The organism is Verrucomicrobiia bacterium (genome assembly GCA_019634625.1).
Taxonomy (GTDB): domain Bacteria; phylum Verrucomicrobiota; class Verrucomicrobiia; order Limisphaerales; family CAIMTB01; genus CAIMTB01.
In genome coordinates this window covers 112,262-136,651 of the sequence record JAHCBA010000012.1, presented here as the reverse complement: position 1 = coordinate 136,651, position 24,390 = coordinate 112,262, and the positions used below count along the sequence as shown (strand labels likewise).

Sequence of the window (24,390 nt, the reverse complement as noted above, 5' to 3'; positions counted from 1 at the left end):
GGGCGGCGCTGGCCGGAATGGCGGGCCGGGCGAGCCGCAGATCGTGACCCGCTTAACGATCCTTAACGATCCTTAACGATCCAACCGCCGGACCTGGGAAATTTCATTCAGTCTCCGTGAAGCCGGGATCACGGGCGCTGAATGAAGTTCCCCGCGCCCGACGGTTACGAGCTTGTAACCATGGCAGAGCAAGTTGTCGCCCAAGTGGGCGACCAATCCATCATCATCGAGACCGGGACTATGGCGAAGCAGGCGGACGGTGCGGTCACCGTTCGACTTGGCGAAACCATTGTGATCGTGGCGGCCGTGGCGGCCACCAAGGCGCGCCCCGGGCAGGAGTTCTTCCCACTCACCGTTGACTACCGCGAAAAGGCGGCGGCGGCGGGGCGCTTCCCAGGGGGCTATTTCAAGCGCGAAGGGAGGCCCTCCGAGAAGGAGATCCTGACGTGCCGCATCATCGACCGGCCGTTGCGTCCGTTGTTCCCCAAGGGGTGGTTCAATGAGGTGCAGGTTCAAGCCATCCTGCTCAGCGCGGACGGCCAGAACGATGCGGATGTGCTGGCGGCAAACGGGGCGTCGGCGGCCCTCCTGATCAGCGACATCCCGTGGGCCGGCCCGATTGGCGCGGTGCGGGTCGGACGCGTCGGTGGAGCCTTCGTGGCCAATCCCACGCACGACCAGCTGGCCGACAGCGATCTCGACCTGTTCTACGTGGGGAACGAACGGGAGGTGGTGATGTTCGAGGGGTCCGCCAAGGAAATTCCCGAGGCCGATTTCGTGGCGGCACTGCAGTTCGGCCAGGAATCCATCCAGCCCATCATCGCCGCGCAGAAGGAGCTGGCGGCGCGGGTCGGACGTCCGAAGCGGGCCATCACCGTCAATACGGTGCCGGACGACATCATGGCCCGTGCGCGGGCGTTGGCCGACATGAGCCGGGTGGTGCCGGCGCTGCTGACGCCCGGCAAGCTGGCGCGGGAAGCGGCTTGCAAGGCAATCGAAACCGAGGTCGCGACCCAATTGGCGGCGGAGTTCGGCGCGGAGAAGGTCACCGACTCGGTGGTGCGCGAAATCTTCTACTCGCTGCAGAAGCAGGCGATCAGGGCGTTGATTCTCGATCAGGGACAGCGGCTTGACGGGCGTGGCTTCGACGATCTGCGCCCGATCAGCGGCGAGGTGGGGATGCTGCCGCGAGCCCACGGGTCGGCCCTGTTCACGCGGGGCGAGACCCAGGCCCTGGCCCTGACGACCCTCGGAACCACGGACGACGTGCAGGAGTTCGATGCCTACACGGGCGGCGTGACGGAGAAGAAGTTCATCCTGCACTACAACTTCCCCAACTTCTCGGTCGGCGAGACCGGCCGGATCATGGGGCCGGGCCGTCGCGAAATCGGGCATGGGGCGCTGGCGGAGCGGAGCGTTCTGCCAAGCGTGCCGGCGGAGGACTACCCGTACACCATCCGTGTCACCAGCGAGGTCCTGGAATCGAATGGATCGTCGTCGATGGCAACGGTGTGCGCCGCCACGATGGCCCTGATGGACGCCGGGGTGCCGATTCAGCGGCCGGTGGCGGGCATCAGCATCGGGATCTGTGCCGAGCACAACGACGCGGGCGCGCTGGCCCGATACCGGCTTCTGACCGACATCATCGGGTGGGAGGACGCATTCTGCGACATGGATTGCAAGATCGCGGGGAGCGGGCAGGGCATCACAGGGTTCCAGCTCGATCTCAAGTTGAAGGGGCTGCCGCTGGACGTGTTGTCCGAAGCGGTCGAACGGGCGCGGGTGTCGCGTCTGCAGATCCTCGATGCCATGCGGGCGGTGCTGCCGGCGTCGCGCGAGGAAATGAGCAAGTACGCGCCGCGGATCCTCCGATTGAAGATCAACCCGGAGAAGATCGGCGCGGTGATCGGGCCCGGAGGCAAGAACATCAAGGCGCTGGTGGAACGTTCCGGCTGCGAGATCAACATCGAGGATGACGGGACGGTGATGATCTTCTCGATCGACGAGGAGGGGATGCGGATCGCCCGCGAGGGAGTCGAGTCCGTGGCGGCCGAGATCGAGGTGGGCAAGATCTACCGGGGCAAGGTGGTCTCGATCAAAGAGTTCGGGGCGTTTGTCGAGGTGCTGCCCGGTCAGGATGGCCTGGTGCACATCAGCGAGCTGGCCGATTTCCGGGTCAAGGCGACCGAGGATGTGGTCAAGCTCGGCGATGTCATCTGGGTCAAGTGCATCGGGGTGGACGAGAAGGGCCGGGTGCGACTCAGCCGCAAGGCGGCGATGGCGGAACGGGCCAAGGAACTCGAAGCGCAGGCGGGCTGAGCGGCCCGACCGCGTGTCGCCGCAAGGCTACGGCGGCCCCTCATCGAAACCCTCTGTCCGCCCGGGGCCGGAGGGTTGAGGTGAGGGGCCGCTTCGTTTCTTCGGGACCTTCCTCCCACCACCCCAGGTGGACGTCGGAATTCGCAGCGATGAGGACCGACTCGGGAGCGGAAGCCGCACCGTGAGATTGTCCCGTGATACGGATTCGACCCCATTGCCCTGCAACTCGCAGGCTGAGGGTGGGTGCCTACCTGCGCCGGGTCTCGTCGGGCCGGAGAGCCTCCTCGAAGGCGGGCATGATGCCGGAGAAATCGACGTCCGGGATTGAGAGTTTTTCCGCGATGACCGGAAGCGTTTCGCGCCCCCAACGAAGCAACTGCCTGCGGCGGGTCGAAGGCATGAAGTTCGGCGCAGGGATCCCGGCGATGAACTCTTCGAGCGCGGTGCGCGCGGGCAGCGCCAGGAGGGCCTGTTCCGACGGCAACAGCGTGGCGCTGTAAATGAACTCCAGCGCCGGTTCCGACGGGTGCGACGTCAGGGTGGCGACAAGCGCCTCGAGGTAATCTGGATGGCTGCGCAGGCGGGCGGTGGCGGATTCACGCACGGCGCGCCTTTGGGATGAATGGGTCAGGCGGAGGAGATCCGCGAAATCACGCTGCGGATCGAGCGTGGCAATCCTGCTGAGCGTGTCCCGGTCCGTTGGCCCGCGCCGGGCGAGCTCGGTGCCCAGACCGACGGCGCGCCCCAGCACCGGGACGGCAAACCGATAGCCAAGATACCCGCCGCAGAGCAGCAGGCTCAATCCGGCGCACCCAAGCCATGTCAGCTGGACGGGTGTCAACGGAATGCCGGCAGTGAGTCGCGGATTCATCGACAGCACGATCATTGCCATCGTTGCCACCGGGAAGGCATGGAACGGCATGCGCCCGAGGATCCGGGTGAGAAAATCCGGGTGGCGCGGAACCTCGAAGATGAAGAAGGACAGCGCCAGCATGGACAGCGCGGCACCGGTGGCGAGCGGGTACCACCCACCGCGGGCGGGACCCATTCCGTCAAGTCCTCCACTGGCGATGACGCAGCACAGTCCGATCAGCAGAAGCACCCACATGGCCACGAGGATCGCGCCCATCACGAAGAGGCCCGCGCCGTGATCGGTCTGGCCGTTCCGTCGGTGCAAGGCTTCGAAGAACATCCACTGAAGTGGCAGCCCGTAGATGACGGCAGCCAGGCCGACGCAGAGGTTCGCGATGGTTTGCAGCAGGGACGGGGAATTCATGGTCGCGGGAGGCCCAGTCAACACCTTCTCAGCCGACGGATCGCCGCAGGTTTGGCGTACGCACCCTTACCCGTGCCCGGCACGACAGCCCTCTGCGTGGCCAGCACGGTCCGAATCATCGCCAGAGTGGAACGGATGCGTTTCACGGCAGTTGGTCATGCGACTCCGCCTGGGGACCGTCATCGGTCGGGTCGTAACCGAATTCGAGCACAAGCGATTGGCGGAACGCGTCGCATTCGAGCGAGAGCGCCGCGCCTTCGCCACCGCTCGTCGCGGAACCCGCATAACGGGCCATCCAATCCACGGCCAGCTTGAAGGCCGCGACGGCGCGCGCCTCGTTGCCGGCGCGCTGAAAGGCGCGCATCCGCTGCGCATAAACCTCAGCGATCGAAGCCGCCACCCCGATGTGATCGATCGAGCGGAGCATTTCCTTCTCCATCTCTTCCAACCGGTCCGGCCCGTCGATGCCTTGCGCAGCGCACGCCCGGGCTGTGGCGTTCATCGGGGCTGGGCTGACCTCCGGCGGCGGCACGATCATCCGACGCTTCCACGTGTGGTGAAGTGCCGGAAGGACGCGGGGCGGTGTGAGGTCTTCCCCCAATTCGAAGAACTCGCGCATGTGACCGTTGCGGGGGCCGTCCGAGGCGAGAAGGGCAAAACGCAGCGTCTCGCGCGCACCGTCGCATTCGAGATCCAGCCAGATTTCCATCCGGGCAGGGTCCAGACCGAGGCCGCGCAGCACGGCGGTTTGGCCGGCGCGAAGGTGCTTGCCGGCCAGGTCCGTAATCTCCTGCAGCACCCTGACGCGGTGATCCGCCCGCAGATGGTCAATCGTGCAGGCCATGGGGTCTCATGCCCGGGGATGCTCGATGGAGCGAGCGGGATTGTGCGAAGGCGCGCCCGGCGGCGTCCGGTGCATCCCGGAGTCTTGGGTGACGAGGCAGCGAATCGGAGGGACGAGCTCTGCGAGTCCTCAACCCAACGCTCCACGCCGTTGCGGCCTCGTGGAACTCGGCCCTCCGAGATGACACTTCGCGAAATTCGCACCTCTCCCCACAACTTCGGAATGCAGGGTGCGGCGTCGGCAAGCCCGCCATCGGGGCGATGGCACCCCACTTAGGTGCCGCTGCGGCTCGGTCTGGGTTGGCAGGCATCGCGCCCTTCAGGCTACCCGCGGGCGTGGTCCCCGGGCATCGGACCTTGGTCGGAAGCGCTTCCGTTCGATCCGGGCATGTCGGTTCACCGGCGAGGTCCCGCAGGCAGCGATGCCGGGCTCAGGCTCTCAGGCGGGCCAGGGAAACGTCACGGACTTCGGCGCGTCCGCCGAACCGTCCGCTCTGCGGAGTTGGATGAACATCTCGATCCCGGACGGCTCACCGCTGGCGACATGAACCCGGAACTGGATGCAGCGCGGATCGCTCGCGCCCGGGTCGAAGCTGTAGCCCCACTGAAACCACGGCTTTCCCTGCGCGCCGGTCGCGCGGGCCTGGCTCTTCATGGCGTCGGGTTCGAAGACCGCTCCGGCGGTCTGCGAGGACTTGATGCGCACACTCCAGCCGAAACCATCCGTTTCCTTGTAGGCCACAAGGGCGTAGTCGCAGTTCAACACCGCATCGTAGGCGTCGAGATAGGCGAGCTGTTGGTACTGGGCGCCACCCGGGACGCTGGCGGGTGGATCGAGGAGCTGGGGTGTGTTCATGGGGGTGGGGGTGCGGGCTCAGCGCTGCCCGGTCGGCTTCGCACCGGTACCGAGACAGGCGTTGGACAGATCCGGCGGAACGGCCGCCGGGGCGACCACGTTAAGAGCTGCCCCAGTTACTCGGAACTCCATTCTGATGTGGGCATTCGTGTGCGGATGGATTCACGTCCGGATATGGGCCGAGAAATCGCTCGCCATTGAAGTGAATCATGTGATCAGGGTCCTCGGCGATCCACACTTCAGACTCCCAAGCTATCTGTGACAGGAAAGATTGCATTCTCCGGCGATTCTCGAACGCAGTCACGAACACGAGTCCTGCACGGCAGCCTGCGAAGAGTACCTTCAATTCCTTGCGGCGCTTGCCGTAGGCCTCCGCGACAAAGGCGTTGATGCCTTTCAGGCCCCTGAGCGGTGCCTGGGCATCGGACCAAGGCATGTCCGCCCGCAGATCGAGCATCGCCAGGAGGGCATAACCGGCAGTCTCGTTTCGCTGCCTAGGCCCAAATTGCAGCTCGGTCAGCGCCTCGACGGCCTCGGTGAGCTTGCGCTTTTGAGCGGAAGCCTTGCGCGTGGAATTACTGGCAGGCATGGACGTGCCGTCCTACGATTTCATCGATCTCGGCCTGACTCAGGTCGAGCCTGCCTATTTCCGCGCCCATCGCTCCCAGAGTATCCCGGTCAGGATAGGACAGTGTGCGCAGATCAGTAGCATTGACCTGCGTGTGCCCGCTGAAACGCCGGAAATACTGATCGACTACCGTCGAATTGAGAAACGCAAAGAGACCCAACGCAAGTTCCCGTTCCAGGCCGTGTCCTCCTGCATGGAAGTAGTTCAAGTGGTTTTCGAATCCGATCCACTCTGCGTGTACGAGGGCCGGATCCAATACGCAAGCAACCAGTCGTCGGCGCTCCTCCTTGGACGTGAATCGCTTCGTCAGCAGGTACATTCCTGATGGCACAAGCCACGGGCGCGTATGGGCGTTGTCGACGATTGCGTTTGGCTTCCGGGCGTCGGGCCTTGGCCAGTGAACAACGCCACCATTGAAGTGGCATGGATACAGCAGCGGAACCGTTCCAGGTTCGGGATCTTTCCGCAGTGCTTCCTTGAGCCGAAAATCCACGACACGACCCGTGGAAACCGAAATCCCGAGCGACGCCAGGCTCCCGCGAAGGAGACCCATGACGGACTTGGCATTCGCGTGGGCAGAACTGGAGGGGATATGAATGAACTTCTCGGGATCTTCAGGATGAACGATCTCGGAGAAGGAAGCCTGGGTCTCAGATACCGCGGCACGCGGTTCCCCGCTGCTCGTGGACACGATGAGGCGCGGCGCCATCTGCCGCTGCTTGATGCCGTGAAAGATTACGTTCTCCTGCAACACGGCTTCATCCCGGAAGGCAGCTTGCCGGGAGTCGAAAACGTGGAGGCGGTGCAGCTCCAAGTTGCCGAGCAAGTCCTCTCGGAAGGCGCGAAAATACGGACCATTGCAGAAGCTCCTGGGAGTGATCGCGACGATTTGTCCGCCCGGCGCGAGCAAACGCAACAACAGGGCCACAAATCCGGTGTAGAGATTGCTGGTCTCCACTCCGACTGATCGCAGCGCAGCTCTCTCGCGGGATGCTGCACGGATCTTCCGATACGGAGGATTGGCAATGGCAATATCGAAAATCGGTGGAGGTGCTCCGAACAAATCGCCCGCGAGACAGGTCGCCATCTCCTGAACGAAATCCGTTGGGCAAATGGTGAAGGAGAAGCGTATGCCGGCCTGGTCGCAGCGTCGCTCGCACTCGCTCATTGTAGCCGCCAAGTCGGGGAGGATCTCAAAGTCCAGTTCGTAGAGGGTTGCGTCAATTGAGCGGACATGGTCCCGCCCCTCGCAGCACCGCAAGACGAAGGCCAAGGTAAGCCCTCCCGCGCCTGCCCCGGCGTCAATAAGCCGGACCGACTCTGGCATCGGACCGAACATCGACGCCATCAATTCCGCCACACACGGCGCCGTCAGGAACTGTCCAAGTTCCCCTTGCCGTTCCCGACCGCCTACGGTTGCCGCGAACTTCATGTGGGTACGCTATCCGGCGGCGGCCAGAGATCCGATCCAGCACGGGAGGCTTGATTCCTGCTGCAACAAGGTCGTAGACCATGTTGCGGAAGGCATTCGAACTTCCCTGACCCTGCCCAGCCACGACCGACTCTCCGCGAGCCGGTCCTGAGACTCTCCCACGACCGCCGAATGGGGCACAACCCCGAATCCACCCAGCCTGGTCGCTCCAAGCCAGTGGGCTACCGGATTTCGTCATGGGGTTGCGCCGTCCCGACTGCGACCACAACCGCCGGTTCGCCACCCTTGGGCCGCCACATCCTAACGCTGCGCCCAGCGGGGGTGCCTGGGTTGCGATCAACCCCGAGGCGAGGGACTGCCGATACGCCAACTCCCAAATCAGCCGAACTCCATGGGTTCAAGCGATGCAAAGTCGGGCAGGAACCTCTTGGCCAAGGCGACCAGGCACGCCGCATTGCTGATACGTGTCGCCTTCCATAAATACTCCTCCCGGAGATCCGCAACAAACTCCTCGTACTCGCTTTGAGAGACACCGATGACGGCAAATCCATCCTCCTTTGAATAACCATCCACCAGTTTCAGCCCGGCCGTTGTCAGCACCAAATCGGTCTCGAGATTGTCGACGATGAAGCGTCGTTCCTCGCCAGAGAAGCGTAACGGCAAAAGGGACATGGGGTTTCAGCCAACGCCCGGCTCACCGATGCCGGCCCACTGACGACTGACTGTCAACCGCGACACGCTGCCGCCGTTCGAGGCAGGGCTGTCAGGCGGCCTCATATCAGAATGGATATCCGGGTCGTGACGAGTTCATTGTCATGGTGAACCCTGCTTCCTGGCCGACCGCCTGTTCGATCCTTTCCCCTCTCACGGAGGCACTGAGACACGGAGGATCCGGATCCGGATTCCCGGGGATGATTTGCGGGATGCGGTCCTGCATCAACGCCTCACCGAGATTCACAAGGCATCCCGGTCATGAACCTCGCAGACGGTCTCCAGCAGACCGGGCCCCGGATCCCGGTGTAACTCAGCAGCGCAGTCGGCGACAATGGTGCCCAGGGTATTTCTTCTCATCTCCGTGTCTTTGTGTCTCCGTGAGAGGCATCCATTGGATCGAACAGTCTTAATACACGCATGATCGCTGCGGTTAATCCGGAATCTTGAAGGGGCTTTGGCTGTAGGAGGGAAGGCTTATGAGTGCGCCTCAGAGGCGTCAAGGAGGAAGTCTGGTTCATGGTTCGTCGCCGTGCATCCCGGATTGGTGGGAGGAGGTGCGAACTTCGCGAAGCGTCCCCTCGGAGGGCCAAGTTCCACGAGGCCGCAACGGTGTGGAGCGTTGGGTGGGGGACTCGCGGAGCTCGTCCCTCCGATTCGCTGCCTCCTCACCCGCAACTGCGGGATGAACCGGGTTCGTCGAGGGTGGAGCAGGATGACTGCCCGCCGGGATCTGATCTGGGGGGGGCACCCGGCTGCCGGTGTCCCTACCGCGAGATTTGATGCCACCTCTCAGTCATAGTCTTGTTCTTAATCTTAATCTTAATCTTGCTCTTAATCTTGCTCTCGATGGCCCATTTCAGGGGTTTATGGTGAAGGGGGGACTGAGATTAAGATTAAGATTAAGATTAAGATTCAGCCTGCGATGTTGTTTGCCGGTCGGTCACTTTGCAGGCGATACTCAGCATGGTTCTCATGCATTCGGTCCGGGGAATTGCTCCGAATCAGGCCGACGAGGAGGCAGACAATATCCCGCAGCAGGGCTTTTCCCTCGTCCACCTCAGCCTCCGAAAGCTCCCCCTTGATCAAGAACAGATTGAGGCAAGCGGCACACTCCAGGCCCGAGCCACGGGATATGTCAAAGAAGCGGCATCGATCTCCCGGCGTGGAGCGACCGTTGCCTTCCGCAATGTTGAGAATGATCGAGGTTCGTGCCCGGTCGAGCTGGCTGTGAACCGCGGCGGACTTGGGAACGTGATCAAGGATTCCCTCGCTCCATCGCGCAAATGCCAGGGCTTTCTTGTAGGCATCGAGTCTTTCGTGGTCGAAGTGGGGTTTCACGGGGAGGGGAGATTAGGATTAGGATTAAGATTAAGATTAAGATCAAGATCAAGATCAAGATCAAGATCAAGATCAAGATCAAGATCAAGATCAAGATCAAGATCAAGATCAAGATCAGGATCAAGACTGGGGTGCGCGCGGGGATGGGTGCATGTCAGCGCTTTGCAGCAGGCCTCGTGCTTGTGATCGTGATCTCCGTTCCCGGTTCCCACGCGGAATGGGAGGGCCTGGTACGATCGAATCCAGCGGGCCGGACCCAAGGCGGCGATCGAAAGGGTGTGCCTTCGGGTTCCAGGACGAGATCGAGTCCCCAGCGGGGGATGGCTTTGGGGGAGCTCCTGAGACTTGAGATGCGACCTCGGCTGATCCTTCCCGCTCCCGCTCGCGATCTCTTCGATGCGCCGGCGACAGGAGGCTGTGAGGGTGCGATGCGGCGGGAGGGGGCGGGTGGCGATTACGGGCCTTCAAGCCAGACGCGGGCGCGGTAGAAGAGGGGGCCGGGGGTCCCGGCGGGCTGGATGTGGATCAGGAACTGGTTCCGGCCGGGGATGCGGCTGTGGTTCTCGATCGGAGTCCAGGGGCCGGCGACAGGGTCGGGGGCGGATTCGAGGGCGTAGAAGCGCTGGCGTCCTTGATAGCCGGGACCGTCGGCGGCGAGGGCAAGAAAGGTGACAAGGAGGTCGTCACCGTCGCGTTGCAGGGCGAGTCGGAAGGCGTCGTCGGGGTTTCTGGGGAGGGTTCCGGCAGTGTATTCGTGGGCGTCGGAGACACCGTCGCCATCGGAATCGATGTCGAGGCCGGAGGGGAGTCCGCCGAGGTGGGCGAGTTGCCAGGTGTCGGGGGCCCCGGTGCCGCGGGAATCTACGGGCAGTCCGAAGTCGAGGCGCTGGGCGACGCCGATGTCGGAGATGACATGGACGGTCTGGAACTGGATGCCGGAAGCGTTGCGGACGGTGAGGTGGACGGACTGGCCGGGTTCGAAGGCGCGGTGGGAGGAGGCGGGGGCTTCTTCGAGTTGAAGGCGGAGTTCGTAGAGGTGGGTGCCGAGCCGGGGTCGGGAGCCCATGCGATAGGTGGCGACGGGAGGGGTGCCGGGGGTGCGACGGGCCTCGATGAGGACGGTGGTTTCGGCGGCGGTGATGGCGCGGTTCCCGATGGAGACGGTTCCGTAGAGGATGTGGTCGGGGAGGGGGATCGCGGCGTGGAGGGAGGCCGGGACGAGCAATGCCGGGAAGGCCAGCGCGACGGCGAGGCGGAGGAGGGCGGCTGCGTTCATGGCGGGCATGGGCTTGGGGTCGGGATCGGCAGTGGCAGTGGCAGTGGCAGTGGCAGTGGCAGTGACAGCGGGCTTTGGGCTGCGGGTCAGTTGCCGCTGAGGCTGTAGGTCTGGAAGTAGAGTTTGATGTCGCTGACGGACTGGACGAGGCGGTCGATGCCGTCCTGGGGATCGCCGAGGAGGTAGGCACCGGGGATGATGAGGACCCATTGGGTGTTCCAGACGGAGCGGCCGACGAGGCGGCTGGTCTCGTTGAATTCCTCGAGGTCGAAGGCGGCGTCCTGGTAGGCGCGGAAGGCGGAATGGCGGCGGAGTTCGGTGAAGTCGCCATCGGCGGACGGCAGGAGGGGTTGCGGGCCGGCGCCGAGGAGGCTGGCCGGGGTGAGGGGATAGGGGACGGGGATGCGCTGGTCGAGGACCTGCCAGTCGTGGACGGTGAAGTCGTAGGCGTCGGAGGCGCGGAGGCGGTCGGTGCCGACGGGGACGAGATAGACGCGGGGCCGGGCGGCGAGGCCGGCGGTGTCGTAGTCGGAGAGCCAGACCGCCATGGAACGGATGCGGGTGGCGAACTCGGACGGGTCGTAGCTGGAGTCGAGGGGTCCGAGGGGCTGGTCGAAGAAGTTGCGACTGGCGTTGATGGTGGTGCCGAAGCGGAGCACGAGGCCGGGCTGGGGTCCGGCGGACTCGGGGGCGAAGGGGCGGCAGTAACGGCGGAACTCGGGGACGTCCCAGAGGTTGGTGACGGCGGCCTGCTGGAGGAGGGTGCGCCAGCTGGCGTTGGAGGTGTCGTTGGTGCCGGCGGGGAGGATGCGGAAGGCCTCGGTGCGAAGGGAGAAGCGGGTGCGTTCGGGCCGGTCGTTGTTCAGCCCAAGCTGCGGCTTGAGGACATCGAAGTTCTGGCGGAGGCGGCCGAGGACACTGGCGAGGCCGACGCGGCCGACCACGGGTTCGCCGCCGGCGAGTTCGCCGAGGCTGCGTTCGCGGACGATCTGGGCGCCGAGGATGGCGCCGGCGCCGGCGTCGGTGCCGAGGTTGAGTTCGTAGTCGTAGGCGGCGGCGGCGAGGTGGACGTAGCGGGAGGCGAGGTTGAACTGGGCCTCGTATTTCTGGAGGGCATCGTTGCGGAAGATGCGGAGGCCGAGGTCGCGATAGCGGTCGGCCTGGATGGTGCCGGCGGTGGCCTGGCGGAAGATCGTGCGCTGCACGAGCAGGCGCTGGCCCTCGGCGAGGGTGGCTTCGAGATCGCGGGCGGCCTGGAGGATGGCCTGGGTGGCGTTGAAGAGATCGAGGCGAAGACCGGGTTCGTGGCGGACGAGGCCTTCGAGTTCCTTGAGGCGTTGGGTGACTTCGAAGTTCTGCTCCTTGGCATGGGCCCCGCGTTCGATTTCGAGGACGGCGAGTTCCTTGGCGAAGTCGAGGGCGATTTCGGCAATCTCTGCCGCCTCTGCGACTTTCGCGGGGACGGATTTAGCGAACTGACCGGATAGGAGGATGGAGAGGCGGATGCCCGCCAGCGCGTCCACGGACAAGCCTTCGACACCGGGAAGGCCATCGGCGATGTCATCGAACAGCTTTTGAACGTCTCGGGTGAGCCCGCCGAGGACGATCCTGGTGGTCTTGGCCGCGAGGATCACCGCATTGAGCGTGTCGGTCGTGGCGAACTTGGCGTTCAGGAGGTTGACCTGGTCGCGTTGCAGGCCGTAGCGCAGGTCCATGAGGTCGGCCTGCACCTCCAGTTCGGTAACCAGATGCTCGTAGGCCCCGAGCGTTTGGCGCAGTTGGGCCTGGGCGAGCACGAGGGAGCGAAGGTTGGCCTGGAGCCGACCCTCGGCGCGGCGGCGTCCCCAGGCGGACGGCGCCTGGAAGGCGTAATCGGCGGTGGAGACGGGGAACTCGACTTCGATCAGGCGGTTCGTGGCCGGGTTCAGGAGGTCGGTGACCGCCTGCGAAAACTTCGCGCTCCAGTCGGTGGTGAGGGCCGTGAACTTGTCCTGCAGGCCGAGAAACTCGCTGCGGCGCGCGTTGTTGGCCGGGGTCACGTCGAGGGTGTCCACGTACATCCAAAACGTCAGGTCCGGGCCGTCGTAGTTGGCGGGGAAGGGCCGGCCGGCGCCGAGGTTGCCGGCGTGGGGGTAGCCGAAGATACCGAGGAGCTGGTTTCTGAAGTCCATTTCCTGCCCGGCGACGGCCACTGAGTAGTCGGACACGGAGTTCTGTTGTTTGCGGAGTTCGCTGCTGAGGGCGCTGGCGCGGTTGAAGGTGACCTCGGCGTTCTGGAGGGCCTGCAAGGCGCGCCCGTACACCTGCTCGAAGTGGGTTACGCGGGTGAAGCCGGTGCGAAGGATGTCGGGATCGATGTCGAAGGGAACGGTGCCGCGCGCCAGTCCGGCGGGGTTCAATCCGGCATCGGCACGGTCGAGGACGGACATCACCGAAGCGGCTTCGGTCACGATCTGGACCAGTTCGAGGACGGTGGTGCGGTCCACGCGTTGGATGCCGGTTTGGGTGGGGTCGGTGGGGGGCAGGATGGCATTGCCGGTGACCCAGTCGAAGTAGGCGCCCAGGGTGGTGCGGCGGGCCCAGTCGGTGGGGCTCCAGGCGCGTTGCGGGTTGGGATCGTCGTCGCCGCGGAACTGGGCGACGGGGTCGGCGGTGTCATTGAGGCGCCAGGCGCGGTCGGCGATTTCGACGCCGGTGCGGGCCTTGGCGGCAGCGGCGAGGGCGAAGCGGCGTTCGTCCTCGTAATTGACCTGGATGGGGATGCCGGCGACGAGGGTGGACTGGGCGCGGGGGATCCAGGTGAAGTTCGGGTGCCTGAGGAGGTCGTAGTAGGTGGTGAGGGCGCTGAGGTAATGGCCCCAGGCATCACCGTGGCCCTGGGGGTAGAGGATGCGGGCATCGGCGGCGTTGATGAAGCCGTCGCTGTTCTGGTCGGGGATGCCGTAGGTGGCCACGTAGGCGACCTCGCCGTCGCTGCCGGTGAAGTTCCAGAGCAGGCGGTTGTACACCGGGGCGGCGCCGACGCCGCCGGAGGTGTCGTCGCGTCCGCGGAGCAGGGCGAGTTCCTCCTCGATCAGGGAATCCACCTGATTTTCGAAGGCGAAGATCGAGGACGCCACGCTGCCCAGTTCCGTGGAGTCGGTGGTGAGGCCGACAGTGGGATCGGCGGCATCGGCGAAGGCCTCATTGGCGTGGAGCAGGTAGAGGTCGGCGATGCGGCCGGCGGCGAGGAGCAGCGCCTGGTCGGCGGGGGGGAAGTCCACGGGGGGCGTGCCATCGATGCTGAGGGAACGGCCGCGGCGGAGGATGGTCTCGTAGATTTCGATCAGGCCGAAGTTGTCGAGGACATCGGGGTTGAGGGCCACATCGCCCTCGTAGCGGGGTCCGGCCTCGGCGATCGTGCTGGCGAGGGTGTTGACGGGGTTATCGAGGAAGTCGGTGCTGCGCTGGGCGAAGAGGTTGATGCCGCCGAGGACGCGCTTGATCCAGCCGGGGACGAGCATCGCGCGCGGCGCGGCGGCGCTGCCGGCGGGGTCGCCGACCCAGCCGCTCCAGTTGGTCTGGCCGGCGGCGGTGGCCACGCCATAGCGCATCACCCACCAGGTGTCGGAGAGGGAGAGCAGGCTGGATTCACCGCCGGTGCCGAGGGTGATGTCGTTAATCCCGGCGCCGGTGGCTGGATAGGGCACCCAGGAATTGAGGTTGGTGAGGGAGCCGGAACTGTCCCCGGCTGGGACGATCGTGGGATCGAAGCCCTGGGCATCGAACTGGTAGAACCATTCGAAGACGAAGCTTTCGGGTTGCCCGGCGAAGTCGGCGGTGTGCCGGAGCGTGACCCGCTCGTCGAGGACATTGTCGGGCTGGATAAGGGCGAGGGCACCGCGGGCGAGGGCGTCATCGACACGGAGGACGTGAAGGCCCACGGGCAAGCCGGCGAGGGACGGATCGTTGTTTTCGGCCACGACCACGTAGCGGGAGGCGGGTGCGCGGGCGGGTGCGTCGGAGGTCCAGGTGGCGCCGCCGAGCAGCGTGCCGGGATTCGCGGAGGGGGAGGTGTCGGCGACGGTGGTGCCGGAGTTTTCCTCGAAGGGCCACAAGCCGACGAGGCCGGTTTCATTGCCGGTAAGATGCAGGAACATGTTGACGGCGATTTCCGATGGCAGCCGAGCGTGGTCCCAGATCCTGAGATGGGAGAGACTGCCGAGGAAGGGGCCTGGATTGGACCCATAGCCCGGATCCGTGAACGGGCTGACTGAGATGTCGGCTGAGGGACGGATGCTTTCCGGTCCGGGGAGCCCGAGGTGGACGAGCGCGCCATTCAGATACAGGAGGGGCTGCTGCTGATGGTACACCACGGCGACATGATGCCACCCGACCAGGTTGGTCATGTACACCAGCGGGGCCGCAAACAGGTAGTAGTCCTGGAGCACCACGGCCACACCGTTGGTCCCGACCGACACCCCGCAACCGGCGCCGCCTCCGTAGGCCATCCCTCCGTTCACCGGGAACACGGCAAAGTTCTGGCCCAGGCGGGCGTCGTTGGCATCGTTACGTTCCGGAGGCTGCAGGATGCCCTTCTCCGGTCGGACCCAGAACTCGATGGTGAAGTTGTCCGTGACATTCGTGAACACGGGGCCGACCTGCATGGCGGCGTCCGCGCCGTTGAAGTGCACGGCATATGCCGGGGGCGGGGCGAGGGGCGGCACGGGCTGGCCGGCGGTCAGGGCCTTGGGCCCGAGCAGCGTTTCGCGGACGACGATGTTGGTGACGATCCCGTTGTTGGTGACCGACTGCATGGTCAGGCCGATGAGCAGGGCCTCGTCGGGTTTGGCGTCGCCATCGAGGTCCACCCCGTTGGGGTTGCGGCTTTTGAGGTAGAGGGCCGCGACGACTTCGGCGAAGGCCGTGCCGCCGGAGGTGTCAAGGGCGGCGATGGTTTCGCGTTCGCGCGAATTCATGACGTTGACGAGCGTGATGGCAGCTCCGCCGTCGGGCGGGGTGTACACGACGCCGCGGAAGCCGAGGAGGCGGTTCCGGGGATCGTGGAACAGGCGGACGCGCAGGACGTAGGGGAGATCGGGGAAGACCTCGAGACCGGTGGTTGGGTCCACGCTGCGGCGCACGGAGTCCGGGAAGGTGAAGGATTCCTCCAACGTCACGGTGCGGGGGCTGAGCGGATCGTAGAGGCGGGCGGCGGCACTGGCGGGGCGGTTGCCGTTGGGGTCCATGCTGTCGAAGACGACCTGTGCCGCCGCCATGTCGGCGATGTCCGGCAGGCCTCCGGTGGCGGTGGTGAGGGATTGGCCGACCAGGAGGGGTGGGGTGCCTGAGGGCCAGCGGATGACGTAGGTGACGTTCATCGGTTGTCCGGTGATGCCGCCGGGGCGGCGGTCGAGCCAGGGCACGGGTTGCCCGGGCTGCAAGTCGGGGACGCCGTTGCGGTCGAGGTCGTAGAAGAAGTCCGGCTGCAGCGGGTAGAACCATTGGAGGACGACGTCGGCATCCCCGCCGTCGAGGCCGGCAGCGCGGGCGTAGAACCTGCCCTGGACATCCTGCCAGGCGGGTCCGGAGACCATGCGGTTGGCCTGGGTCATGAGTGGCAGGGTGGAGAGGGGCAGGGGAGGCTGGATTTCGGTACCGGCGAGGCCGTCGAAGCGGAAGAACCACGGCGCCTGTTCGTCCACCACGGCGTAGGGTTTCATGCGCCATTCGCCGCGGGCGGGGTCGAGGTGCTTGAGGAGGACGAACGGATCGGACGCCTTGGGGTTCACGCGGGCATTGAGGTCGTTGCGGAGGGCGTAGAGCACACCACCGGCGAGGAGGGCGTGCTCCTCGTTCGGGTTGAAGCCCGGCCGGGAGGGATCGGGCTGGTGGTACACGTGCGCCTGGGGATAGAGGGCGGGCGAGAGGGGGCCGGAGCCGAGCTGGCTGGCGATGACGATGCGGTCTGCGTTGGTGGGCCAGTTCAGCGCGTACTGGTACGGCAGGCTGGACCAGGCGACGCCGAGTGGGTTTTGTCGGTACCAGACGACGACGAGGTTGCCACCTTCGGTGTGGGTGTTGACGGGCAGGATGGGGCCGGTGCGCGTGGCTCGGTCGTAGGCGGCCTGGGAACCGAAGCCGTCGTAGGGGGCGTTGGTGAAGAGGATGAAGCCGTTGAGACCGGGGTAATCGTTGTGAAGGGCGTTGGTGACGGGGGAACCGATGGACCAGGCGACATGGGTGACGAGGAGTCCGGGATCGTTCCAGAGGGCGGAGCGCACCACGCGGAACTGGTGGGGCTGGAGCTGGGGATTGGGGGCGCGGCCTCCGGTGCGGAGGTAGTGGAGCACGCTGTAGCCGGTGGAAGGGCTGGTGAACTCCTTGCTGGCGGCGTTCACGGCCGCGCCGTCGGCTTCCGTATAGGAGAGATCCACGAAGCCGTACTGGAAGTCCGGCTGGTCCGGTTCCACCTGCACCGGGGTGCCCACGACATGAACATCGGGATCGGCGGGCCAAACGTTGAAGGACAGGGTGGGCAGTTTGATTTCGTTGGTGAACCTCTGCCGGATGAAGGTGTCGCCGAACTCGGTGAGGTTGGTGACGACTTCGTAGGTGCCGGTGCGCCAGCGGATTTCGGCGACCACGGGGCGGATGGCGAAGAGTTTGCGGTCGCCGGCGCTCCAGAAGAAGGCGTTGGCCGACTGGTCATGCCCGCCGCCGGAGAGGAGGGTGATGTCCGGCAACTCGGCGAGCGTGCCCTCGGGTCGGAAGACGCGGCGACCGATTTCAGTGGCGGGGAAGAGCAAGAGCGCCTGGGACAGTCCGCCGGACTGGCTGCCGTTGGCGGCGATCTGGCTGAGGTCGTTGATGGCAGCGGCGCCGTTGAGGATCCAGCCCGGGCCCATGGTCAGCAGGGCATTGAGGTCGGAAGCCCGGCCGTCGCTGTAGAGGAAGGCGCGCCAGACGCCGTGGGGATCGAGGGCACGACCGACGATCTGGCCGTAGCGGTTGGCGCCGGTCACCTCGGCCCGGCCGCCGCCGAGCATGTCACCCAGTTCGACCCATTGACCGGCGTCCCAGCGGACCACGCGGGAGGTGGCGCCGGTGGGGTAGATGGCGTGACCGAAGACGGTGCCGCCGGCGTTGACGGCGGTGACGAAGACGTGGTTGGCGCCGTTGGGGCGGCCGAGGTCGCGGGTTTGGCCGGCGGCATGGAGGAAGGCGTTGGTGGCGCCGCCCTGGGCGAGCCGCGCATACCCGGCGATCTCGCCGGCGGCGTTCACAGCGGTGGCCCACATTTCGGCGTAACCGTTGGTGAGGGCGAGGGCGGTGAGGGGGCCGGTACCGGCGGTGAAGGCGCGGAAGGTGCCGTCGCCGAGCTGGCCATAACCGACGACGAGGCCGGAATCGTTGACGGCGGTGGCGACGCTGAGATTGCCACCGGGCAGGAGGCCGAGGTCCGTGGGCAACGTGTCGCGTCGGGGGTCCACGAGGAAGGCGCGGGTGGCGCCAAGGGAATCGGCGGCGGCACCGACCAGAAGGCCGGCGTTGTTGATGCCGAGGGCGCCGCCGGTGTTGCCGCCGAGGTTGGCGGTGAGGTGGGTCGGGACGGCGGTGCCGTAGCCGGCGTAGAGGAAGGGCTGGCTGTTGGTCTGGGCGGCGGAGCCGGCAACCCAGCCGGCGAGCTGGCCGGCCTGGTTGAGGGCGGTGGCGACGCCGGACGGGAAGCTGGTGGGCTCGCCGGTATTGACCACCACGAAGGCCAGACGCGGGTTGACCCGGACCTGGAAGGACGCGGAGGCGGAGAGGGCGCCGTTGCTGACCTCGATCTCGACCGTGGCCGTGCCGACCTCGCCGGGCACCGGGTTCAGCGTGACGGAGCGCGCGTTGCCGGAGCCGCCGAAGGCGATGTTGTTGGTGGGCAGCAGGGAGGGGTTCGACGAGCGCACCGTCAGCGAGAGGCTGGTGCCGGTGGGATCGTCCACATCGGACAGGACGATGGGGAGGACGCGCGGCGGGTCTTCCTCCTCGAGTTCCACGTCGCGGAGCGGGGCGATGGTGGGCGGAATGGGCAGGAACTGGACGTCCACCAGCAGCGTGGCGACGGGCGACGTCCGGCTTCCGGCGGTGACCTGGTAGCGGACCGGGTCGGGGCCGTGGAAGTTGGGGTTGGGGATGTACGTGAAGGCCCCTGGGATGAGGGGGTCGGGGATGAGGCGGCCGTTGGCGGGCGTGGGCGACAGGATCTGCCAGGCGAGCGTTTGGCCATCCGGATCGAAGGCGGGCAGGAAGAGGCGCTGTCCGGGACTGTTCCGCGGCACGGTCGTGGTGGCGAGGTTGGTGAGGCCGGTGGTCCAGGAGACCGGGTTGACGAGGCTGAGGTCGAAGGTGAGGCCGCCGGGTTTGGGAGGGCTCGAGTCGCGGGCGGTGAGGCCGTTGCCTTCATCGAGGCGGTAGTAGGCGAGCAGATCCGTTTCGGTGCCGGTGAGCGGGGTGCGCATGGTGGCCTGCAGTTCCCCGGCGGTGCGGGCCCGGGTCCAAAGCCGGACTTCATCGAGGTCACCCTGGAAGCGATTCGACTGGCTGTGCATGGCGCCGAGGTGAAGGCGGGCGAAGGTGGGCGGCGGTTGGGTGGTGGTATCGGTGCCGAGGCTGATCCCGTCGCGGAACAGCTCGCGGCGGCCGGTCGCTGCGTCGAAGACGACCGCCCAATGGTGCCAGTCGGTGTCGAGGTAGGGAGTGCCGCTGAGGAGGAGTGGATCGGGTTCCTGGCGGGCGAGGAAGACGCCGACGGTGCCGTTGGGTTGCCAGGCGAGGAAGGCTTGGGAGCTGGCGCTGCCGGGGTCGTCGGGTGCGAGGTGCCAGAGGGTTTGCGTGGTGTTGGCCGGGGGCGGATTGGCACTGGCGCGGCGGGCCCAGAGTTCGAGGGTGAAGGAGCCGCCCCGCAGGTTGAGTTCGGTGGCGGAGGCCACGGTGAAAGGGCCGTCGCCCAGTTGCAGGGCGTTGCCCGAACCGGCCACCGGGTCGTCGTCGCGGTTCAACACGTTCAGGTTCACCACCACGGGGGCGGAGGTGCGCCCGAGGTAGGCGGCGCGGTACACGAAGGAGTCGGTCCCGAAGAAGTTGGGTACGGGCGAGTAGGTGGCGACGCCGTTGCTGAGGGTGAGCGAGCCGGCGGCGGGGGGCACCTCCACGGTGAAGGTCAGCGCGTCGGCAGGAAGTCTGGGGGTGCCGAGGGGTTGGAAGCGGTAGGCGGGGATGGGGGTCTCGACGAGACCGCTGGGGAGGGTCCATTGGACCGACAGGTGGGCGCTGCCGTTGGCGCCGTTGTCGGCCTGGTGGCGGACCTCGAGGTAATAGCGTTGCCCGGCGTTGAGATGGACGGTGGCGGTCTGCTGCGCGGGGTTGAAGTCGAAGCGCCGGAAGCCGACGCCGCTGGCCGGCGAGCGGGCGAGGACGGACAGGTTATCCGGGCTGTCGTTGGAGCTGAGCCACAGCCAGGCCTCGTTGGCGCTGGCGATGGCGAAGGTGTAGTTGCCGGTCTCGGGCGGGAGCAGCCAGCCGCTGAGACGTTGACCGTAGGCGACGGGTCCGCCGGGCGGCAGCTCGAGACCCGTGCCAAGGGCCAGGACCGCGTCGGGCCGGTCCGGCCAGCCGGGGCTGCCGCCCAGGCCGGCCTGGAGCCCCGCGTTGACCGGGCCGAAGTAGATCTCACGCTTCAGGCCGGCGGGGCCCCAGACCCGGGTGCCATCGGGGACGGCGCCGAGGCCGAAGGAGGCGGGCTGATCCTCGGGCACATGGACGGTGGCTCCGGGGGAGACGCCGGGCACGAAGGCGGGGAAGCCCACCAGCGTGGCGTGGCGCTGCCGGGCGCTGAAGTCCTGCAACCGGCCGCCCACCGGCACGCCGGCCGGGGCGAGGGCGGGGTTGGCACCGTCGAAGTGGACGAAGCCGTCCTCGCAGCGGAAGTCGCGCACGAGGCCCGGCGCATCGGGCGGCACGAGGCGGTTGAAGTTGGCGGCGATGTCGGCGGCGGAACGGGCGGTATTCCAGAGCCGGACGTTGTCGAGATAGCCGAACCAGGGGCGGTCGAGGTTGTCCTCGAAGGGTTCGTGGCCGAGGTACACGTACTTGGGCAGCAGGTCGGCCGCGTCGTTCAGGGTGCCCCGGGCCGAGATCTGGCCGTCCACGTACAGCGACACGGCCCGGCCGTTGACCACGCTGGCAACGTGATGCCAGCGGTTGGTGGTGATCTTCACCGTGGCGTTGGTGGGGACGAAGTCATTGAGCCAATTGGCCAGGGCGGGGCTGCCGTCCTGCTGGACGGCGAGGATGACGCCGCGGGTTTTCAAGGGTGTTCCCATGGCGGCGACGACGTTGAGGTCAGGTGCCGGCAGGGCGGTGGCGAAGACCCAGGCCTCGAGGGTGGCTGTGGAACCGGCGCCGGTATCGGTGGCGTTGGCGTCCACGGCGTATTGGCGGGCCTGGACCGCGACGGGGCCCTCGTCGTTGAGCGCCAGGGCGGTGCCGCCGCCGAGGACGGCGGGCGGCAGCGGCTGGTTGTAGGTATAGAGCGTGAAGCTGCTGCTGGCCGAGTCGCCCGAGCCGTCGGTGACCTTGACGGTGACCTTGCCGGAGGCGGGGTTTGCCGAGTCGTCCCGGGACGGGGTGAACACGAGGTTCCAGTTGATGCCGGTGTCGTCGCGGGGCTCGAACCAGAGATTCCGGGGATCCACCAGGTTGTTTTCCACGCTGGCCTCCAGCCGCAGTTGGTTGGTCGGCCAGCGCAGGCTGAGTGCGGTGAAGGGCAGGCTGCGCGGGAAGCCATAGGGCTGGGTGACGGGGGTGTTGTCGGGTCGCAAGGCTGAGATCGAGGGCGGGATGTTGGGGGTGACGGTGTGCTGGTAGCTGACCGTGCTGGCCGGGAGCCCGCCGCCGGGATCGGAGCGCAGGGTGATCGTGGCGGTGCCATGCGCGCCGCGCAGGGGGTTGAGGTTGATCTGGCGGACAGCGGGACTTGGGGCCGTGATGGCGAGGTTGGCCGCCGGGATCACCGACTCGTCGGAGGACGTTGCCGTGACCGTGATGCTGGCCGGGTTGACGCCCTCGTTCGAGCCGATCTCGAACAGGAAGTTGTCAGGGAAATCCTGCCAGGACTGCCGGGCGTAGGGCGTGAGGGAGTTCAGCGGGGCCCCATACCAAGGGGCCGTCGTGCCGGACAGCTCGACGCGGCTGGCCACGATGCCGTACGTGTATTGCGGATAGACGGTGGTGGATCCGCTGAGGCCGAACCGCCAGTCCTGGGCCGGATCCCAGTTGGGCATGTCGTAGGTAAAGGAACGGTCCAGGTCACCGCCGGTGGAATGGTCCACTCCGCGATAAGTGACGGTGAGCCGGGAAACCGGCGCTCGGACGAAGGAGGCCTCGAACCGCGTGATCGACACCCCGGTTCCGATCTGCGACTCCCCGACCAAATTGCCGCGGTAAGTCACCCGGCTGAGATAGCTGTTGGGGTTGCCATTGCCGCTGTCGGTGCCGATGCATGAGATGACCAGACCGCCGCCCGTGTTGATGTCGCCGTAGGTCGGGGCATCCGCGAGGCGGCCGTAATTGAGCGCGAAGGCCACCTGACCGGTATCGCCGCCATCGATCGACCTGATGTCCACATCGAAGGCGACGTTGAAGTCGGCGTGGGCTCCGGTCGGCCGGGTAGGATTGGCCGTGTTGAAGATCACCAGCCCGGAAACATTGTCGGCCGCCAGGACGTAGCCGGCGGCGATGTCGTAGCTGCCGCCGATGGGGTTAGTGAAGAAGGCCCTGCCAAACATCCCAACATTCGGGGCCGGGGCGTTGAAATTGTTGGCATCGGAATAGACGTAGGCTTGGAGCCCGTGGCTGGCGGCGGTGAGCAGAAGCAGGAGCATTGCCCGGCGTATCCACCGGGGGAAACAGGAAGGGTGAGGGTTCAGCTTCATGGCAGGGCAGGCGGGTTCAAGGGGTGCTCCCGGCGTTCAGCACGCCGAGGGTGGTGAGGCGTCGGAGTTGCACGGATCCGGCCACCTGGAGCGGCAGCTTGTGCAGGCCGGACAAGGTCTCCGTGTACGTGCCGCCCAGCGTGTCGCCACCGCCGCCGCCCGGCGGGGGCGACGGGTCGGGCGCCAGCACGAGGCGGAGGTCGCGGGAGACGGCGTAGGCGTTGGTCCCGTGGTCGGGATGGTAACGGTGGAGGAAGGGGTTGCCGGGGTGGTCCCCGGGGAGTTGCAGGGTGCCGGTGACGGTGTTGTCCGGGGCGAACGTACCGCTGAGCGGCAGGGTGAACTGGCCGTTCGTCCGCGCGAACTCGAAGTGCGGCGCCGTGATGCGCCGTCCGCGCACCGCACCGCTTCGCAGGTCCGAGGCCGCGTAGGCGAAGAGCCGGGACGGGTCGGTGACCAACTCGGTGGGAGCGAGGCCGGCCAGGTTCTCCGGCGAGCCGGCCGGGGTGTTGGTGCGTGAATAGACCAGCGTCACGTCCCGCAGGAGCGACACTTGTCCGCCAGCGTCCACGTGCAGCAGAAGGCGAAGTGGGAAGTTCGCCGTCACCGGCCCGGGTTCGCCGGGGGTTCCGGCGGTCGGCGCCACATCGGTGAGGGTCACCGTGCCCAGCCAGAGGCCGGAGTAGTCGGAGACCGCCCCCAGGGTGGCGGTCACGCCCACGTGATAGAGCGTTCCCTCGTTGTCGGAGACGCGGAGGAGGGTGGCGTGGACGCCGGTGGTGGGATTGGTGGCCGGGGAGTTCGTGAGTTGGGAGCGGTCCAGCCCGAGATGGACTTGTTGGCCGGCACCGGCGGAGAGGGGTTGGTCGTGCGTCTCGAGCGGGCGGGGTGCGTTGGTCTGGCCGGGGCGGGTAGGCGGGAGGAGCAGGAGGGGCGAGGCGTGGGGGCCTGCGGGTTCGATGCGGATGGACTTCGGGGCGGCGTGCAGGTTGTGGAGGGTGAGTTCGACCCGGCGCAACACGGCGTTGAAGGTGGCGTGGTCGCCGGTGTTGAGACTGAGATGGAACGGGGCCACGAAGTCGCTGGGTCCGCGGGTGGACACCCAGTAGGCCTCGCCCCGCCGCATCCGGTCGTCCGGTGAAACGGCCTGCCACTGGCCGTCCGAACCGAGACGGAAGATCGGTTCCAGCCGGCCGCTTCGGGAATCGAAATGGGCCGAGGACGATCGGAAGAACTGGCGGAAGGTGGGCGCCACCGAGTCGTCCACGGGAAAGCCCCGGAGATTGAAGCGGTCGGCGCTCCAGTCGGGGGTCCGGTGAATCGGGCGACCGGTCACCGAGGCGTGGACGGGTTCCGTGCCGGCGAGCCGGACGAGGTAGGCCCGTTGGGGGAGGACGGCGTAGAGGTTGGCCAGGGGGGCCTCGGGGCTGTCGGGAGGGAACCAGGCCAGCCACTGGGCGCGGTTCCAACCGGCGGTCTCGGGGTTCTGGATGAAGTCGGTGGCTGACACGCGTTCGGACCAGGTCCAGACGCTGGCGATGGGGAGAGTGGCGAAGACGGCGTCGGGAGAGCGATCGGGCGGATCGACTTCGATCCAGAGGGCATTCCACCCGGGTTGCAGGAGGAATTCCTGGGTGAGGGATTGGGCTCGAGCCGACGGCGCCACCAGTGCGGCGAGCAGGGCTGTCAGGGCGGCCTTGAGCATGAGGTGGGGAGCGTGGGGAGGATTCATGGGGCGAACGGGATTGCGG

12 protein-coding genes are annotated in these 24,390 nt (G+C 66.5%); 1 reads left to right on the top strand and 11 read right to left on the bottom strand.

Features of this window, described 5'->3' with window-relative positions; all coding sequences use genetic code 11:
• Positions 1-180: 180 nt before the first annotated feature.
• The gene (pnp, locus tag KF833_09705; GenBank protein MBX3745570.1) at positions 181-2,319 is read left to right on the top strand and encodes a polyribonucleotide nucleotidyltransferase; all 2,139 of its coding nucleotides are present in this window, start codon (positions 181-183) and stop codon (positions 2,317-2,319) included.
• A 247-nt stretch (positions 2,320-2,566) separates the two neighbouring features.
• On the opposite strand, the gene KF833_09700 is transcribed toward pnp, so the two are convergent.
• The 11 genes from KF833_09700 to KF833_09650 form a co-directional block, all read right to left on the bottom strand.
• Entirely contained in the window at positions 2,567-3,595 is a 1,029-nt protein-coding gene (locus KF833_09700) for a hypothetical protein (GenBank protein ID MBX3745569.1), read from the bottom strand.
• Positions 3,596-3,737: 142 nt separating this feature from the next.
• On the bottom strand, positions 3,738-4,439 hold the full coding sequence (locus KF833_09695; GenBank protein MBX3745568.1) for a hypothetical protein: 702 nt from the start codon (positions 4,437-4,439) through the stop codon (positions 3,738-3,740).
• Between the two features lie 438 nt (positions 4,440-4,877).
• The gene (locus tag KF833_09690) at positions 4,878-5,294 is read right to left on the bottom strand and encodes a hypothetical protein (protein ID MBX3745567.1); all 417 of its coding nucleotides are present in this window, start codon (positions 5,292-5,294) and stop codon (positions 4,878-4,880) included.
• A gap of 100 nt (positions 5,295-5,394) precedes the next feature.
• Positions 5,395-5,883 carry a hypothetical protein gene (locus KF833_09685; protein ID MBX3745566.1) on the bottom strand — a complete coding sequence of 163 codons (489 nt, stop codon included), beginning with the start codon at positions 5,881-5,883 and terminating at the stop codon, positions 5,395-5,397.
• Positions 5,870-7,354, bottom strand: coding sequence for an Eco57I restriction-modification methylase domain-containing protein (locus tag KF833_09680; GenBank protein MBX3745565.1), 1,485 nt, complete (start codon positions 7,352-7,354; stop codon positions 5,870-5,872). The genes KF833_09685 and KF833_09680 overlap by 14 nt, the downstream gene beginning before the upstream one ends.
• Positions 7,355-7,732: 378 nt before the next feature.
• On the bottom strand, positions 7,733-8,026 hold the full coding sequence (locus tag KF833_09675; GenBank protein ID MBX3745564.1) for a hypothetical protein: 294 nt from the start codon (positions 8,024-8,026) through the stop codon (positions 7,733-7,735).
• A gap of 954 nt (positions 8,027-8,980) precedes the next feature.
• Positions 8,981-9,406, bottom strand: a complete 426-nt coding sequence (locus KF833_09670) for a four helix bundle protein (protein MBX3745563.1) — start codon at positions 9,404-9,406, stop codon at positions 8,981-8,983.
• The gene (locus tag KF833_09665) at positions 9,403-9,618 is read right to left on the bottom strand and encodes a hypothetical protein (protein MBX3745562.1); all 216 of its coding nucleotides are present in this window, start codon (positions 9,616-9,618) and stop codon (positions 9,403-9,405) included. Before KF833_09665 ends, KF833_09670 begins: the two co-directional genes overlap by 4 nt.
• A 242-nt stretch (positions 9,619-9,860) precedes the next feature.
• Complete coding sequence (locus KF833_09660) at positions 9,861-10,682, bottom strand: hypothetical protein (GenBank protein MBX3745561.1); 822 nt, start codon at positions 10,680-10,682, stop codon at positions 9,861-9,863.
• An 86-nt stretch (positions 10,683-10,768) separates the two neighbouring features.
• Positions 10,769-22,588: a hypothetical protein gene (locus KF833_09655; GenBank protein ID MBX3745560.1), complete on the bottom strand. Its 11,820-nt coding sequence runs from the start codon at positions 22,586-22,588 to the stop codon at positions 10,769-10,771.
• A gap of 67 nt (positions 22,589-22,655) precedes the next feature.
• Complete coding sequence (locus tag KF833_09650; GenBank protein MBX3745559.1) at positions 22,656-24,371, bottom strand: hypothetical protein; 1,716 nt, start codon at positions 24,369-24,371, stop codon at positions 22,656-22,658.
• Between the last annotated feature and the right edge of the window lie 19 nt (positions 24,372-24,390).

What these genes read in the sequence shown, in the direction of transcription:
- KF833_09660 (MBX3745561.1), bottom strand. Translation starts at nt 10,682, where the DNA reads ATGAACGCAGCCGCCCTCCTCCGCCTCGCCGTCGCGCTGGCCTTCCCG.
- KF833_09685 (MBX3745566.1), bottom strand. Translation starts at nt 5,883, where the DNA reads ATGCCTGCCAGTAATTCCACGCGCAAGGCTTCCGCTCAAAAGCGCAAG.
- pnp (MBX3745570.1), top strand. Translation starts at nt 181, where the DNA reads ATGGCAGAGCAAGTTGTCGCCCAAGTGGGCGACCAATCCATCATCATC.
- KF833_09655 (MBX3745560.1), bottom strand. Translation starts at nt 22,588, where the DNA reads ATGCTCCTGCTTCTGCTCACCGCCGCCAGCCACGGGCTCCAAGCCTAC.
- KF833_09700 (MBX3745569.1), bottom strand. Translation starts at nt 3,595, where the DNA reads ATGAATTCCCCGTCCCTGCTGCAAACCATCGCGAACCTCTGCGTCGGC.
- KF833_09695 (MBX3745568.1), bottom strand. Translation starts at nt 4,439, where the DNA reads ATGGCCTGCACGATTGACCATCTGCGGGCGGATCACCGCGTCAGGGTG.
- KF833_09650 (MBX3745559.1), bottom strand. Translation starts at nt 24,371, where the DNA reads ATGAATCCTCCCCACGCTCCCCACCTCATGCTCAAGGCCGCCCTGACA.
- KF833_09690 (MBX3745567.1), bottom strand. Translation starts at nt 5,294, where the DNA reads ATGAACACACCCCAGCTCCTCGATCCACCCGCCAGCGTCCCGGGTGGC.
- KF833_09680 (MBX3745565.1), bottom strand. Translation starts at nt 7,354, where the DNA reads ATGAAGTTCGCGGCAACCGTAGGCGGTCGGGAACGGCAAGGGGAACTT.
- KF833_09675 (MBX3745564.1), bottom strand. Translation starts at nt 8,026, where the DNA reads ATGTCCCTTTTGCCGTTACGCTTCTCTGGCGAGGAACGACGCTTCATC.